The sequence below is a fragment of the Erwinia sp. MYb416 genome (genome assembly GCF_037479575.1).
In the GTDB taxonomy this organism is placed as follows: domain Bacteria; phylum Pseudomonadota; class Gammaproteobacteria; order Enterobacterales; family Enterobacteriaceae; genus Erwinia; species Erwinia rhapontici.
In genome coordinates this window covers 42,094-56,591 of the sequence record NZ_JBBGYT010000438.1, presented here as the reverse complement: position 1 = coordinate 56,591, position 14,498 = coordinate 42,094, and the positions used below count along the sequence as shown (strand labels likewise).

The 14,498-nt window shown below is 53.4% G+C and carries 13 protein-coding genes; 8 read left to right on the top strand and 5 right to left on the bottom strand.

Translation table 11 applies throughout. The features are described from left to right. Positions 1 to 4: 4 nt before the first annotated feature. A complete protein-coding gene (locus tag WH277_RS09645; RefSeq protein WP_133843675.1) occupies positions 5 to 1,456 on the bottom strand; it encodes a methyl-accepting chemotaxis protein in 1,452 nt (483 codons plus the stop codon). Positions 1,457 to 1,973: 517 nt separating this feature from the next. Here WH277_RS09645 and WH277_RS09640 point away from each other — a divergent pair. From WH277_RS09640 to WH277_RS09630, 3 genes are read left to right on the top strand one after another with little or no spacing between them, the layout of a single operon-like run. After that, positions 1,974 to 2,384 carry a GNAT family N-acetyltransferase gene (locus WH277_RS09640; RefSeq protein WP_339505429.1) on the top strand — a complete coding sequence of 137 codons (411 nt, stop codon included), beginning with the start codon at positions 1,974 to 1,976 and terminating at the stop codon, positions 2,382 to 2,384. 20 nt (positions 2,385 to 2,404) lie between these two features. Further along, positions 2,405 to 3,094, top strand: coding sequence for a helix-turn-helix transcriptional regulator (locus tag WH277_RS09635; protein ID WP_133843678.1), 690 nt, complete (start codon positions 2,405 to 2,407; stop codon positions 3,092 to 3,094). A 19-nt stretch (positions 3,095 to 3,113) separates the two neighbouring features. After that, positions 3,114 to 4,409: a cytosine permease gene (locus tag WH277_RS09630; RefSeq protein ID WP_339505428.1), complete on the top strand. Its 1,296-nt coding sequence runs from the start codon at positions 3,114 to 3,116 to the stop codon at positions 4,407 to 4,409. A gap of 65 nt (positions 4,410 to 4,474) precedes the next feature. On the opposite strand, the gene wzz(fepE) is transcribed toward WH277_RS09630, so the two are convergent. Next, positions 4,475 to 5,602 carry an LPS O-antigen length regulator Wzz(fepE) gene (gene wzz(fepE) / locus WH277_RS09625; protein ID WP_167863878.1) on the bottom strand — a complete coding sequence of 376 codons (1,128 nt, stop codon included), beginning with the start codon at positions 5,600 to 5,602 and terminating at the stop codon, positions 4,475 to 4,477. Positions 5,603 to 5,839: 237 nt separating this feature from the next. Next, on the bottom strand, positions 5,840 to 6,865 hold the full coding sequence (locus WH277_RS09620) for a LacI family DNA-binding transcriptional regulator (RefSeq protein ID WP_159337380.1): 1,026 nt from the start codon (positions 6,863 to 6,865) through the stop codon (positions 5,840 to 5,842). A gap of 336 nt (positions 6,866 to 7,201) precedes the next feature. Between WH277_RS09620 and WH277_RS09615 the strand changes: the two genes are divergently transcribed. From WH277_RS09615 to WH277_RS09595, 5 genes are all read left to right on the top strand, one after another. Further along, positions 7,202 to 7,525, top strand: a complete 324-nt coding sequence (locus tag WH277_RS09615) for a PTS sugar transporter subunit IIB (protein ID WP_133843682.1) — start codon at positions 7,202 to 7,204, stop codon at positions 7,523 to 7,525. Beyond that, positions 7,522 to 8,841, top strand: coding sequence for a PTS sugar transporter subunit IIC (locus tag WH277_RS09610; protein ID WP_133843683.1), 1,320 nt, complete (start codon positions 7,522 to 7,524; stop codon positions 8,839 to 8,841). The genes WH277_RS09615 and WH277_RS09610 overlap by 4 nt, the downstream gene beginning before the upstream one ends. Positions 8,842 to 8,843: 2 nt before the next feature. Then, on the top strand, positions 8,844 to 9,167 hold the full coding sequence (locus tag WH277_RS09605; RefSeq protein WP_133843684.1) for a PTS lactose/cellobiose transporter subunit IIA: 324 nt from the start codon (positions 8,844 to 8,846) through the stop codon (positions 9,165 to 9,167). Positions 9,168 to 9,359: 192 nt separating this feature from the next. Further along, on the top strand, positions 9,360 to 10,787 hold the full coding sequence (locus WH277_RS09600) for a glycoside hydrolase family 1 protein (protein ID WP_133843685.1): 1,428 nt from the start codon (positions 9,360 to 9,362) through the stop codon (positions 10,785 to 10,787). Between the two features lie 92 nt (positions 10,788 to 10,879). Then, complete coding sequence (locus tag WH277_RS09595) at positions 10,880 to 12,322, top strand: 6-phospho-beta-glucosidase (protein WP_133843686.1); 1,443 nt, start codon at positions 10,880 to 10,882, stop codon at positions 12,320 to 12,322. 326 nt (positions 12,323 to 12,648) lie between these two features. Here the strand turns inward: WH277_RS09595 and WH277_RS09590 are convergent, their stop codons facing one another. Next, on the bottom strand, positions 12,649 to 13,542 hold the full coding sequence (locus tag WH277_RS09590) for a MurR/RpiR family transcriptional regulator (RefSeq protein WP_133843687.1): 894 nt from the start codon (positions 13,540 to 13,542) through the stop codon (positions 12,649 to 12,651). Then, on the bottom strand, positions 13,539 to 14,495 hold the full coding sequence (locus WH277_RS09585) for an ABC transporter substrate-binding protein (RefSeq protein WP_339505423.1): 957 nt from the start codon (positions 14,493 to 14,495) through the stop codon (positions 13,539 to 13,541). The genes WH277_RS09590 and WH277_RS09585 overlap by 4 nt, the downstream gene beginning before the upstream one ends. Between the last annotated feature and the right edge of the window lie 3 nt (positions 14,496 to 14,498).

Below are 14,498 nucleotides of genomic sequence, written 5' to 3'. Positions count from 1 at the left end.
CTCCTCAGGCAAAGCGGAAGACCGCAATCGCCTGCTGAACAGCCTCAGCCTGACGCTGTTGCAGTTGAGCCACTTCCAGCGTTTCTGCCACATGCTTCAGGTTGTGCTGCACGCTGCTGTCAATGCTCTCCACGCTGTCTTTCATCTGCGTGATACTGGTGAGCTGCTGGTCGTTCATATCGGCCAGCTCCTTCACCAGGTCATTCAATCCGTTGATGGTTTGAATAATTTCCTGCATGGTTTTTCCCGCCTCGGCGACCTGCTCAGTACCGCTGTGGGTGCGTTCTACAGAGGTCGAGATCAGTTGGCGAATATCTTTCGCCGCATTTTCGCAACGCCCGGCCAGAATGCGTACTTCCGCCGCCACCACGGCAAAACCCTGACCGTGCTGACCCGCGTTAGCCGCCTCAACGGACGCATTCAGTGACAGGATATTGGTCTGGAAAGCGATGCCGTCGATCAGTTCCAGAATGACATTAATGCGTTGCGACTCCTGCTCGATCTGCGTCATCGAGTTCACCGCTGAGGCGATATTCTCTCCGCCGCGTTTTGCCACCCTGTTCGCGCCCTGCGCCAGCTGCTGTGCGGCATGCGCTTTTTCACTGGTCAACGTGGCGGCTTCACTCATCTGCTCCATCGCCGTTGCAGCAACGGCCAGTGCATTCGCCTGCTCATCGGTGCGCTGCGAAAGCGCAGCATTACGTTGCAGAATACTGTCTGACTCCTCCAGCAATGTGCTGACCCCTTCGCTCACCTGATTGAGCGTGCCCCGCATGGTACCCAGCGTACTGCTGAACGTGCGGGCAAACGGCGTTTTGCTTTCATTGCTTCCCTGCCCCAGCGTCAGGCGCCCGGGTTCGCGGTTAATCCACGCCGCCAGCTCAGCCACTTCGCACGCCGCGCGGGCATCCGCCGCCATACGGTGGGCGATAAAGATCAGGATAGCGGTTTGTGCCACGACGAAAATGGCGTGGAACACCACCATATGGAAACCGGGATGCGTAAAACAGACGATGCCGTAGAGGTCGTTTTCCTGAAAATAGTTGAACAGAGCATGGTGCACGGCAGCGGTGGCAGCGCCCATCAGCAGCGGACGAAAGTCGCGGTAAGCGAGTAATGCGGAAAGCAGGACAAAGATGGAGAAGTGGTATTCAACCTCTCCCTGACCGAGTTGAATCAACAGCGCGGAAAACGCGATCAACGTAAAAGCAAACCACAGCCGGGTGATCAGGCGGCCAGGCCAGACATAACGTACCAGCGTGGCGACAATCGCCAGCGCCCCGCCAACGCCGAGCGCCAGCATGAAGGAGTCCATCATCCAGCCAATGAGACAGGCAATGGCCCACATGCCCCACGACAGGAAAAGCATCAAAAAATCAGCCTGTTGCCAGATTTTTACCAATGAAACCATCTCACTGCTCCCGCCAATAGCCGGCGGTAACGATGTATCGACCATAATTGTTTCCCGGGCAAGTAAAGTGGGCATCCTGAAAGATCATTAACGGCAGAATTGGCGAGGATCTTTACAACTATATAGCGTTATCTTGCGGGTGGGGTTACGGGGGCGTTATCAATCTGTGAGGAAACAAGTAAAAAAGGCCGCTTTAGCAGCAGCCTTTTACTGAAACGACATCATTTTAAAAAGATTTACTAAAGTGACATCCGGCGTCATCTTCAGACTTCTTTATTTATTCACTTTCTCATCCGCCGCAGACAGGGTCGCTGAAAAAGGACTGCATGTAGAAATTTCCCTGGTGAGGCCGAAATTTTGCCTTGCCAAACTGGAAGGACAGCAGGATATTAGTATCGTCTGATTCACATCGCCGCCCATGACTCATACTTTAGGCATTTTTATCATTCCGGGATAGGGGGAAAAACACTCTTGAAATACCTGGGAATAAATGATAATTACGCGTGGTTAATATACAAGTTATCTTATTAATTGTTATTCGAATAATGAGAGCATGAGGCTAATGAAAATCACTGTAACTGATACGCCCGAAAATGCTGATGAAGCGTTTGTTATCAACAGCCTGTGGCAGCACAATGCAAAAATAACCCCCGTTGATATCCACCCCCTTTTTCTTACGTTACGCGACGAAAACCAGCAAATCTTTGCAGGCCTGGTCGCAAGAACCTGGTGGGGGGGGTTGGAAGTGCAGTATTTGTGGGTCAGCGATGCCTGCCGGGGTAAAGGTGGGGGGCGTGACCTGATGCTGGCAGCAGAACAAGAAGCAAAACAACGCGGCTGTCATATGGCCTATGTTGATACGTTCAATTTCCAGGCCGTCGGATTTTACGAGAAGTTAGGCTACTCCGCTTATGGCGAACTCGGCGATTATGCACATTTGCATACGCGCCACTATCTGGCTAAGAAGATCTGAAATACACCTCAGGGGGAAAAATGGAATCACCGGAAGATAAACCACGATCAAGCCTCAATGCTCTGATTGCCATGATGGAACACTTATCCGAACCCTGGGGTATCAAGGCCCCCGATTCAGAACACCTGTATATGAATAAAGCGGCGTACTTATATACCAATACGCCGAAAAACTTTGCGATTGAAGGCCGATTCGACAGTGATTTTCCTGCCGCATGGGCCGAATGTGAAGACGAGCTTATTGAGCACGATCGTCGCACTCAGGCGTGTAACGGACGGGTTGCCGTGATCGAAACTCACTACTGGTATGGGCAGAAAACCTTAACGCCCTATGTCTGTGAAAAAATCCCACTGTATGGAGAAAATGGGGATTTTATCGGTATTGCATGGAACGCTAAACTGCTCAACACCATGTCACCGCTGAAATATATCACTCAGCAAAAACCCGGGGTGCTGACAACCGAAGTCGATAACGATGTGTTTACCCGTTCCGAACTGGATACGCTTTTTTTGATGCTGCAACGCTTATCTACGAAAGAAATAGCGCGGATTTATAATCTCAGCCATCGCACCGTAGAGAACCGGATTTATAACATCTATCAAAAAGCGGGGGTGCATACCCTGAGCCAGTTCGAAGAGTATTGCCGCCACGCAGGGTTGGACAATTTTATACCGGACCGTCTGATTGAAAAGGGCATCCAGTTTATTTAATTTTTGCTAAGGAAACTCCGTGATTCGTATTGAAGACTACCCGTTAAGTCGCGTACCTGAAAATAAGCGCGTCTCATTTTTAAGCGTTGCCGTGGTCCATATGGGTATGCTTACCGCACTCGACCAATTTATGCTGGGGGCGGTACTGGGGGATTCGATGAGTCTGGCCTCCGCTTTCGTGGCCATTCTGGCCGGCAGCGTGATCTTTGGCATCGTGACCTTCGGGCTGGGCTATGCCGGGATGAAAGAAGGCATATCCGGGAGCTTACTGGCGCGCTGGTGCGGTTTTGGTCGCATCGGTTCGGTGTTGATTGGTCTGGTCGTCGCCGTCAGCCTTCTCGGCTGGTTTGGCATTCAAAATGCCATCTTCGCCAAGTCGTTGAATTTTGCCCTCGGTGGCGCCCTGGGGTTCCCGCTGGCCGCCAGTCTTTCCGGCCTGCTGCTGACCGTGCTGGTGACCTTCGGGTTTAAAGCGCTGCGCGTAACCGCCCGTATCGCCGTGCCGCTGTTTATTTGTCTGGTGGCGTTTATCTCCTTCCAGACGTTGTCCGGCCACACTCTTCAGCAAATTATTGACCTGCCGCCCACCGGTAGCCCGCTGACCATCAGCGCGGCCATCACCATGGTGGTTGGCGGGGCGATTGTTGCCAGCCTGATGACGCCGGATCTGACCCGTTATTCACGCTCATCCAGGCATGTGGCCGGCGTAACTCTGCTGACGATTATTGCCGGAGAGTTTATCGTGAACGGGTTGGCCATTATGATTGCCCGCACGCTGCAAACGGCCGATGTCGTGACGATTATGTCGCAGGTAGCCGGCGGCGTCGGGTTACTGGTGGTGATTCTTTCCACACTGCGCGTGAACGATTTAAACCTCTACTCCTCTTCTCTCGGGGTGATTAACGCCGTCGAAGGTATCTCCGGTAAAAAGTTACAATACCGGAATACCACGCTGGTGATTGGCGTGCTGGGCACCCTGCTCTCGGTGCTGGGTATCCTTGACCGCTTCGTTGACTTCCTCACCGTGCTGGGCGTGGTGTTCCCTCCGATCCTCGGCATTATGCTGGTTGACTATCTGCTGCTGCGCACACACCGTGCCGCGCTGGATAAAAGCCGTGCAGAAGGAAAACTGCCTGGGGACAGCGAAACACCAACCATTGGCTGGATAGCGATTATCGCGACGCTTGTCGGCAGTGTGATTGGCCTGATGACCGAGTGGGGTGTGCCAACGATTAACTCGCTGCTGGTGTCGTGCGTGATTTATTACGTGTTATCGCTGGCGTTGCGTGACCGGGCGGTGGTTCCGTCGCGTTAAGAAACCCTTAAAAAATCGGGCAGAGCACGCTTCGCCTCTGCCCGGTTGGACACACCATTCAAGCGCTATGATAACCTGTCCGTTGTCAGACGATGCTGCTTAATCGCTGTATTTAACAGCACATAGCCACAGCCCGCAATCAAGCCCGCCAGAGCAGATAACAGGACAATCAGCGAGCGTTTTGGTGCATCACGTTGAAGCGGCACCATGGGAGCGCGCATATATTTAAATGGCTGGAAAATCAGCTTGTCGATGTTCAGCTCATTGATTTTTTCAATATACAGATGACGATTCTGCAAATCAGCATTCAGCACGGTCGGGGTCTTAAGAGACTCGACGATTTTCAGCTTACGATCGAGGCCATCTGCCCCCAGCGTCACCGGAAAATCCGGGTCATCCTGATTGGATGAACCATGGCTCCATGACGGTTTCTGCAACCCGGCAGCCTTGGCGATTTCAAGGGCATATTGCAGGCGTTCGAGATTGATACGATAGGCCGTTTCCGCGCGCGCGCTGTCGAAATTATATTTCCCAATGGCCTGGCTTTTACGCATTTCAACCTGATAGCGAAGACGATGATATACATCATCTTCAACCACGGTTGTCACATAGTTAATATAGCCCTGCAGCAGGTCACGCGCGACAACCGGATTTTCAGCACTAAAGGTCACATCGTAGTAAAGATATTCTTTCTGATTCGCGGCTTTATCCTGCAAAGAGCTGCGCGATGAAATATTCCCCTGCAGAATAGCATTGATTAAGCGATGACGCATTTCCGGCGTATTCGCTTTATTTTTAGAGAGTTGTTTAAAATAATCGGTACTGACCAGATATTTTTCACGCAGATTATAGGCGTCAAAATTACGCATAAACTCGGATAACAAAGAACCCGGCGAGATATCCGACTGAATATCCAGCACCTCCAGCGCGGCGAGCATCTTATCCATGCCTTGCAGCTGCGTCGCTTGCGGTATGATCAGCTCCGCTGAACTGGTCCAGCGCTGCGGCAACAGGTAGCTCACCGCCACGCCACCTGACATGGCAATAACGCAAAAGAACATAATGGTGAATTTACTTCTCACCAGAATACTCAGTAGTTCAATTAAATTTATTTCATCATCGGAATGATCCGGTTGAGACAATCCGCCGACGTGCGCAGAACGCACAGGGTCTATTATTCTGGGGGGATTCATGGCATAACTCCTGTAGCGCCAGTAAGGTAGGAATATTCTCAACACAGTCCAGTGCAGTATTTAGCGATAAGATAATACTTATAAAAACGATAATTAAATCATCGTTACTTAACAATGTTTTCTTAACAATATTGGCTTAGATAAAATCGCTCTGAATAATAGCGCAAATGGGCGCCAAAAAAAATCAGTAAAATTACTGATTTTTTTCGGGCCAATCATTCTGCAACAACTGAAACGTCAGGTTCGCCCCAGATAAGGCCCCGCCACCACTGATTCACGCACGATAAGCTGGCCGTTAAATGCCGGTAACGGCTCACCGGGCTGCCCATCGAGCATCAGTACCAACTTTTCCAGCGTATGCCGGATCATCTCTCCAACGGGGACATGAACCGTGGTGAGCGGTGGAACAAAAAACGATGCCATCGGAATATCATCGAAGCTCAGCAGAGACACATCCTGCGGAATGCGTTTTCCCGCGGCAGACAGCGCCCGGGCAGCACCGATGGCCATATCATCGTTACTCGCAACCAGCGCGGTAAACTCAGCGCCGCGCGCCAGCAGCTCCAGACCGGCTTCATAGCCGCTCTGGAGCGACCAGCTGCCCTGTGCCACCCGCTGCGGGTTAAAGGCGATATGGTGCGCCTGAAGCGCTTCACGGTAACCTTTCAAGCGGCTGATGCCCGTAGGCGAACCGTCGGATCCCGAAATAAAGGCAATATCACGGTGCCCCTGAGAAACCAGATAATTAACGGCGTCCAGGGTGTTCTGTTCATGGGCGGCAAAGACGCAGTGCTGAGGATGTTTTTCCAGCTGGCGGTTCACCACAATAATCGGCTTGCGGGTTTGCTCAATAATCTCATCCAGTTCGGCGGTATTGAGGAAACGGGGATAGATGATGATCGCATCGCAGCGCAGATCCAGCAGGAACTCAATGGCCTGGCGCTCCTGACGGGCATCATGCTTACCGTCGGCCAGTAACAGCTGGCGGCCATGCTGCTCGGTTAACGTTGCCGCCTGGAATAACAGCTCACTAAAATAAGGACCGTTATATAAGGTATTGGTGACCACCAGCCCGATATTTTGTGATTTATTGGTCGCCAGATTACGTGCCAGCAAATTAGGCCGATAGCCAGTTTCTTCAATCGCTTTAAATACCCGATCCTGCGTGGTTTTACTGACGTAACTATTTCCTGCCAGCACCCGTGAAACCGTGGCTTTTGAAACACCGGCTTTTTTTGCGACATCCAGCATGGTAATCATCATGGTTTCCTGAAAGCTAAGTTCTGCTTGTTATAATAACCTGTTTTATCGTGCGCCCATACCTAATATGATAACACAATGAAATTATTAGCTTTAGTGTCTGTTAGTGACGTTTTCACCTCATCTGACTCTCGCCTTTTACTACGGAAAAAATCCGTTTAAACCTGCCTGTAACGTTATTGGTGATATATCCATTACCCGCACAATTTTGCTGTTTCACCTGCGTTGTCTCTGACCGATGCGATCCCGCTCACAGAACAAATTATTGAATATGAAACCGGTTGCAGAAACAGGTCAGTTTCAGCTATCTATTAAAGAAACCTAGACCGGAGAACAACCATGAATAAAATCTTACTCTGTTGTGCCGCAGGTATGTCCACCAGCATGGTGGTGCAGCGTATGGAAAAAGCCGCTAAAGAAAAAAATATTGCCGTGGAGATTAATGCGGTTGGGCTGGACGAGTTTGTTGAGCAGATCGCCGATTACGACTGCTGCCTGCTCGGCCCGCAAATCAAATACAAGCTGGTGGATTTCAAGCCGCTGGCCGATGAACTCAACAAGCCGATCGCCGTGATCAACACCATGGATTACGGCATGATGAACGGCGAAAAAATCCTCGCAGACGCCCTCTTGATGATCCAGAACGGCGGGGCCGCCAAATGAGTCGCTTCAGCGAGTCCCTGTTCGGCGTGATCGAGAATCGCATCAGCCCGATCGCGGCCAGGCTCTCCAGCCAGCGCCACGTGGTGGCGATCAAAGATGGCTTTATCTCGTCGATGCCGTTCCTGATTGTGGGTTCGTTCATGCTGTTGTTCGCTCATCCACCGTTCGGTGCCGACAGCCAGTGGGCTTTTGCTCAGTGGTGGCTGGGCATGGTGGAGCGTCATTCAGCGCAAATCATGATGCCCTACAATATGACGATGGGCATTATGGCGGTCTATATCGCCGCCGCCATCTCCTATAACCTCGCCATCAGCTATAAGATGAACGGTTTTATGGCCGCCTGTCTGTCGCTAATGTCGTTTCTGCTGGTCGCCGCGCCGCAGGGCAATGGCGCACTTCCTGTGGGTTCGCTGGGGGGAGAAGGGATCTTTACGGCGATTATCGTCAGCCTCTACTCCACTGAGCTGATGCACTTCCTGCAAAAACACCATATCGGCTTTAAGCTGCCAGAGCAGGTTCCGCCGAAAATTCGCCAGTCGTTCGATCTGCTGATCCCGATCCTTGCCATCTTCCTGACACTGTTCCCCCTCAGTCTGCTGGTACAGGATCAGTTCGGTATGCTGCTGCCGCAGGCGATTATGGCGATCTTCAAACCCATTATCTCCGCGTCTGACTCACTGCCAGCGGTACTGATTGCCGTGCTGCTGTGCCATCTGTTGTGGTTTGCCGGTATCCACGGTGCGGTGATCGTCGGTGGGATTTTGCAGGCCTTCTGGCTGACCAACCTCGGCATTAACCAGCAGGAATTAAACGCAGGCCAGCCGATCACGCAAATCTTTATTGAGCCATTCTGGCAGTTCTTTATCGTGGTGGGCGGTTCCGGTTCCACCATGGGCCTGGTGTTCCTCTATCTGCGGAGCCGTTCGGCACACCTGCGCTCCATCGGCAAGCTGGGTCTGGTGCCGAGTATGTTCAATATCAATGAGCCGATTATCTTCGGTTCCCCGGTGGTGATGAACCCGCTGCTGTTTATCCCGTTTATTACCGCACCGCTGGTCAATGCCATTATTGCCTGGGTGGCCACGCGTACTGACCTGGTGAACCACGTGGTTTCGCTGGCCCCCTGGACCACACCCGGCCCGATTGGTGCCGCCTGGTCAACGGGCTGGGACTTCCGCGCCGTGATTCTGGTGGGCGTGCTGATTGTGGTATCAACGCTGATTTACTATCCCTTCTTCAAAATGTATGAGCGCGAGCTGTTGAAGCAGGAGAAGCCAACCCCGTCGGATACTGAACTGAAAGCCGTGGAGAACTGATCATGGATATGGAAACCACCGTAATGGAACTCATCATTCACGCCGGCGAAGCCCGCTCCTGCTCAATGCAGGCGCTGCGTGCAGCACGGACTTATGACTGGCAGGAAGCGGACGCACAGCTGACGGCCGCGACAGCCGCTGCCAGAGCCGCGCATAAGATCCAGACGGCGCTGATTGGTGCTGATGAAGGGGTCGGCAAGGTGCCGGTGAACCTGATTCTGGTCCATGCGCAGGATCACCTGATGAACGCCATGCTGTGCCGTGAGCTAGCGGAAGAGATCATCATCCTGCATCGTGAAGTGCAGGCGTTGAAACAGGCCAAATAATCTTGGGCGAGGCATGCCTCGCCCCTACACGTATTTCGCAGGGATCATGCATGCCTCACCCTGCACGTATTTCGCAGGGGTCAGGCATGCCTCGCCCTGCACGTATTTCGCAGGGGTCAGGCATGCCTCGCCCTGCACGTATTTCGTAGGGGTCAGGCATGCCTGACCCGTCAAAAACGCAAGGAGAACAGGATGCAATACCGCAAGCTATCGCCCTTCCCTGACGGTTTTTTATGGGGAGCTTCCACCTCGGCCTATCAGGTAGAGGGGGCGTCGAACCAGGACGGTAAAGGACCCTCGGTCATTGATAAAGCCCGTTTCGATCCGCGCCTGACAGACTTCACTGTGACCAGCGATCACTACCACCGCTTTGCCGAAGATGTGGCACTGTTCGCTGAACTGGGCCTGAAAACCTACCGTCTTTCTATTTCCTGGAGCCGCCTGTTCCCGCAGGGAACCGGTGAGATCAATGCCAAAGGCGTTGAGTTCTATCAGAAGCTGATCACCGCACTCACCGACAAAGGGATTGAGCCGCTGGTCACGCTGTACCATTTCGATCTGCCCTGGGCGTTACAGGAGAAAGGTGGCTGGTCCGATCCCGCCACCATCGCGGCGTTTGAGCACTTTGCCCGCACCTGCTTTGAGTTGTACGGCGATCGGGTGAAATACTGGCTGACCATAAACGAGCAGAACATGATGATCCTCAAAGGGGATGTCATTGGTACGCTGCCCGCCGGCACACCGGACCCGCACAAAACCCTGTATCAACAGAACCACCATATGATGCTGGCGCAGGCGCGGGCGATGATCGCCTGCCACGAGATGTTGCCTGCGGCAAAAATCGGCCCGGCACCGAATATCTCCTGCGTCTACCCGGCCAGTTCCAAGCCCGAAGACGTGCTGGCGGCGAATAACTTCACCTCTATTCGCAACTGGCTGTACCTCGACCTCGCCTGTTATGGCCGTTACAACACCATTGCCTGGCGCTTTATGCAGGAGAAAGGCTGGCTGCCAACGATTACCGATGCCGAGATGGCGTTGCTGAAGCAGGCGAAACCTGACTTTATCGCCTTCAACTATTATGCCTCCGCGACCGTTGCCGCCGAGTTGAGCGATGAAGGGGAAGGCAACCAGAAAGTTGACCAGCAGATGGCCGGTATCGATAAAAGCGTTTACGTTGGCACCAATAACCCGCATCTGAAGAAAAATCAGTTTAACTGGTATGTTGACCCGGTTGGCTTCCGCATCACTGCCCGCGAGATCTACGATCGTTACCACCTGCCGCTGATTGTCACTGAGAATGGTCTCGGTGCCTTTGACGAGCTGGCCGCCGGGAATAAAGTGTATGACGACTACCGTATTGCTTATCTCAGTGACCATCTTGAGCAACTCCAGTTAGCGATCAGCGATGGCGTCGACCTCTTCGGTTACTGCCCGTGGTCAGCGATCGATCTGGTCAGTACGCATCAGGGGATCAGCAAGCGTTACGGCTTTATCTACGTTAACCGTGATGAGCACGACCTGAAGGATCTGGCACGCTACCGTAAGAAAAGCTTTAGCTGGTATCAGCGCGTGATCCAGACCAACGGGGCGAATTTAAATAAAGATATCGAGTATTAAATCCCGGCATCAATCGTTGGGGATTTGTAGGGGCGAGGCACGCCTCGCCCGCATCATTAAGACGTTGTTAATCTCACCAGAAAGGATGGATTATGTCAGAGCAGCAATTACCAAAAGATTTTTTATGGGGCGGCGCGGTTGCGGCACACCAGGTTGAAGGCGGTTGGGACCAGGGCGGTAAAGGTCCAAGTATTGTCGATGTCTTATCCGGCGGCGCGCACGGCGTGGACCGCGTGATCACCGATGGCATTGACCCGGCGCATCACTACCCGAATCACCTGGCGGTGGATTTCTACCATCGCTACAAAGAAGATATCGCGCTGTTTGCCGAGATGGGCTTTAAGTGTTTCCGTACCTCGATTGCCTGGACGCGCATTTTCCCGAAAGGCGACGAGCTGGAGCCAAACGAAGCGGGCTTACAGTTCTACGACGACCTGTTTGATGAACTGCTGAAATACAATATTGAACCGGTGATCACCCTCTCCCACTTCGAGATGCCTGAGCATCTGGTGAAAGAGTACGGCGGCTGGCTGAACCGTAAAGTGGTGGATTTCTTTGTGCGTTACAGCGAAGTGGTACTGAAGCGCTATCAGCACAAAGTGAAATACTGGATGACCTTTAATGAGATCAATAACCAGCGTAACTGGCGTTATCCGCTGTTCGGTTACTGTAACTCCGGGGTGATTTTTAACGACCACGAAAAACCCGAGCAGGCGATGTATCAGGTTCTGCATCACCAGTTTGTTGCCAGTGCGCAGGTGGTAAAACTGGGTCACGAGATCAACCCGAACTTGCAGATCGGCTGCATGCTGGCGATTGTGCCGCTCTACCCGTGGTCATGCCACCCGGATGATGTGATGTTCGCGCAGGAATCGATGCGTGAGCGCTATCTGTTCGGTGATGTGCACCTGCGCGGTTACTACCCATCGTACATTCTGAAAGAGTGGGAGCGTAAGGGTTACCAGATTGAGATGCAGCCGGGCGATGAGCAGGCGCTGCGTGATGGCTGTGCTGACTATCTGGGCTTCAGTTACTACATGAGTAATGCGGTGCAGTTCTCTGCGAAAGACAGCGACGACGGTCGTCATATTGAAGGTTTCCCGGGCAGCCGTCCGAACCCGCATGTAAAAGCCTCCGACTGGGGCTGGCAGATTGACCCGGTCGGCCTGCGCTACACGCTGAATGCCTTCTGGGAACGCTATCAGAAGCCGATGTTTATCGTTGAGAACGGCTTTGGTGCCTACGATACCGTTGAAGCCGATGGTCAGATCAACGATGACTACCGTATTGCTTATTTGCAGGCACATATTGAGCAGATGAAAATTGCGGTACTGGAAGATGGCGTTGATCTGATGGGTTACACCCCATGGGGCTGCCTCGACTGCGTGTCATTCACCACCGGCCAGTACAACAAACGTTATGGCTTTATCCATGTGGATAAAAACGATGACGGTACCGGCACCATGGCGCGTTCGAAGAAGAAAAGCTTCGACTGGTATAAGCAGGTGATCGCCAGCAACGGTGCGGATCTGTAACGTGTTGCGGTAAGGCTGATGACAGCCTTACCGGGGATATCCGGAACGCGGACTCGCCGTGAACCCCTCCCTGGGGGCTCGTGTTCGCGCATCCCTGCGCTCAACGGTCCGCTAACCCGGATACCCCCGGTGGCATTGACGTTCCGGTGTTGCTGTTAAGAATGTCAACCGCGACGCCAATGTTGGTAAAGGTGAGCGTTATGGGACAGGTTAGTCGGGCCTCTGCCGCATGGATGCGGCAGCTGGAGCCCCCAGGGAGGGGTTTACGGCGTCCCGACGTTCTGCCCATAACGCTCACCGATCTCCTGAACCTACAGCCCGGTATTTTAGCCCTTCTTCCCCCCCGATTTACCAATCGACCGATGCAGATCCTGAATGCGCTTCATCGACTTCATGGTTTTCTGCGGTGCAGTAGACGCCAGCGACATGACCAGCATCTCCAGGCATAGCAGGACGGAACCGTGCAGAGGGACTTTGCCGTTTTCCCCGCCGCGCGGCACGGTGATCACCGTATGCGCTTCCCGGCTAAAACGGGAGTCGGGCGCATTGGTCAGTAAGATGGCAGGGATCCCCAGCCGGCGCGCTTCGGCCAGCGTGGTGAGCCCTTCGCGATGCGCCGATTTCTGCCCCATCATGATCAGTACATCGCCGCGTTGGAGATCTAACAACTGTTCCGCCAGCAAAATTCCGGTGCGATTCAGCGCATACGCAGGCGTACCGATACGCGTTAATAATCGCGCCGTGTAGTCAGCCAGAATACCGGAAGCCCCAATCCCAAAAATCGCCACCTGTCGCGCCTCGGCCAGCAGAGCGACGGCTTGTGCCATCGCCCGACGATTCTGCGGTTCACTTAGCGCTTCACAAGCACGCTGATGCCCTTCCACCACAAAATCAATGCTGGCATTAATATCGCAGGACAGCGCGCTGACCGTGGTATTCATCTTCTCCGCTGAGTTGATCCCTGGCCCCAGGAAACGCTCGATAGTCAGCTTTAAATCACGTAACCCGGCGAAACCCAGCGCCTGCATGGCCCGGATTACCGTCGCATCTGAACTCTGCGTCGCAGCGGCGATCTCCATCGCCGTATTCTCCAGCACCACATGACGGTGCTCGTTGATATAGCTGGCCACCGCATATAACCGTGGGGAGAGTTGATGCGCACGTGCGCGAAAACGCTCACCGTACAGATCCACACGCCTGCGCCCGGTAGACAAACTCATGGTTGCCCCGCTTTTTCCGGCAGCGTGCGCCCGGAAAGATGCGACTGCACCTGTGCCACCAGCAGCCCCAGCGAGGCATAAGAGTTCGAGATCACTTCGTCGCGTGACAATAAAATGTAATGCCCTTCGCGACAGGCGCGTAAGAAATCACAGAATCCCGGCATGACCCGATTCATATCGGCGATCTCATCAGCAGGTTTACCTCCGGTATCAGCCCGCCAGGTATCAAAAATATAATCTGCATCCAATTCAGGGAGTCTTTCTGCGCTGACATCGACTCTTCCTCCCTCAGGGATCGCGTCCACCAACGGAGGAAAACGAAAACCGGCATCGCGAAGCACCCGCCCAAGCGAATGGTAGCTGTGATGCACGGTTAGCTTGCCATTGTTGGCCTGTAATACCGATACGGTAATGTGCTGCGTATCCACCACGTGTTTAAGCTGTTTGATCTGCTCCTGGTAGCGGCGTTCCAGAATCGCGAGCTGTGCCTGGCTGCCCGTCAGTTGCGCCAGCTTGCTGTAGATACGCGGAGCGCCCCCTTTAAGGTGGTCAATACTGACCGTCGGGGCAATTTTCTCCAGCTGTTCAACCGCCACATTACGGGCAGGCTCGGTGATGATCAGATCCGGTTTGGCCGCAGCAATCGCTTCAATATCCATATCGGCAGTGCCAATAAACTGAATGGACGAGTTATCGAAATCCACCCCGGTGAGCAGACCGCTTGAACGCAAAAAATGGCTGCCGTCCGGGCGCGTGCGTCCGTGGCTGGCCACAGGCGGTACACCCAGTTCAATCAGGGGAATGGTGATATCCAGATCATGTAGCGAGACGATACGTTTCGGATGCATCGGCACGACCACCGTGCGACCCAGATCGTCGGTAAACGACTGCGTGGGCACCGCAGCAACAGCGGTAGCCCCGATTAGCAGCAGCAGAGAAAAGAGAAAACGCATAGC

What these genes read in the sequence shown, in the direction of transcription:
- WH277_RS09595 (WP_133843686.1), top strand. Translation starts at nt 10,880, where the DNA reads ATGTCAGAGCAGCAATTACCAAAAGATTTTTTATGGGGCGGCGCGGTT.
- WH277_RS09635 (WP_133843678.1), top strand. Translation starts at nt 2,405, where the DNA reads ATGGAATCACCGGAAGATAAACCACGATCAAGCCTCAATGCTCTGATT.
- WH277_RS09615 (WP_133843682.1), top strand. Translation starts at nt 7,202, where the DNA reads ATGAATAAAATCTTACTCTGTTGTGCCGCAGGTATGTCCACCAGCATG.
- WH277_RS09640 (WP_339505429.1), top strand. Translation starts at nt 1,974, where the DNA reads ATGAAAATCACTGTAACTGATACGCCCGAAAATGCTGATGAAGCGTTT.
- WH277_RS09590 (WP_133843687.1), bottom strand. Translation starts at nt 13,542, where the DNA reads ATGAGTTTGTCTACCGGGCGCAGGCGTGTGGATCTGTACGGTGAGCGT.
- WH277_RS09600 (WP_133843685.1), top strand. Translation starts at nt 9,360, where the DNA reads ATGCAATACCGCAAGCTATCGCCCTTCCCTGACGGTTTTTTATGGGGA.
- WH277_RS09645 (WP_133843675.1), bottom strand. Translation starts at nt 1,456, where the DNA reads ATGGTCGATACATCGTTACCGCCGGCTATTGGCGGGAGCAGTGAGATG.
- WH277_RS09620 (WP_159337380.1), bottom strand. Translation starts at nt 6,865, where the DNA reads ATGATGATTACCATGCTGGATGTCGCAAAAAAAGCCGGTGTTTCAAAA.
- WH277_RS09610 (WP_133843683.1), top strand. Translation starts at nt 7,522, where the DNA reads ATGAGTCGCTTCAGCGAGTCCCTGTTCGGCGTGATCGAGAATCGCATC.
- WH277_RS09585 (WP_339505423.1), bottom strand. Translation starts at nt 14,495, where the DNA reads ATGCGTTTTCTCTTTTCTCTGCTGCTGCTAATCGGGGCTACCGCTGTT.
- WH277_RS09605 (WP_133843684.1), top strand. Translation starts at nt 8,844, where the DNA reads ATGGATATGGAAACCACCGTAATGGAACTCATCATTCACGCCGGCGAA.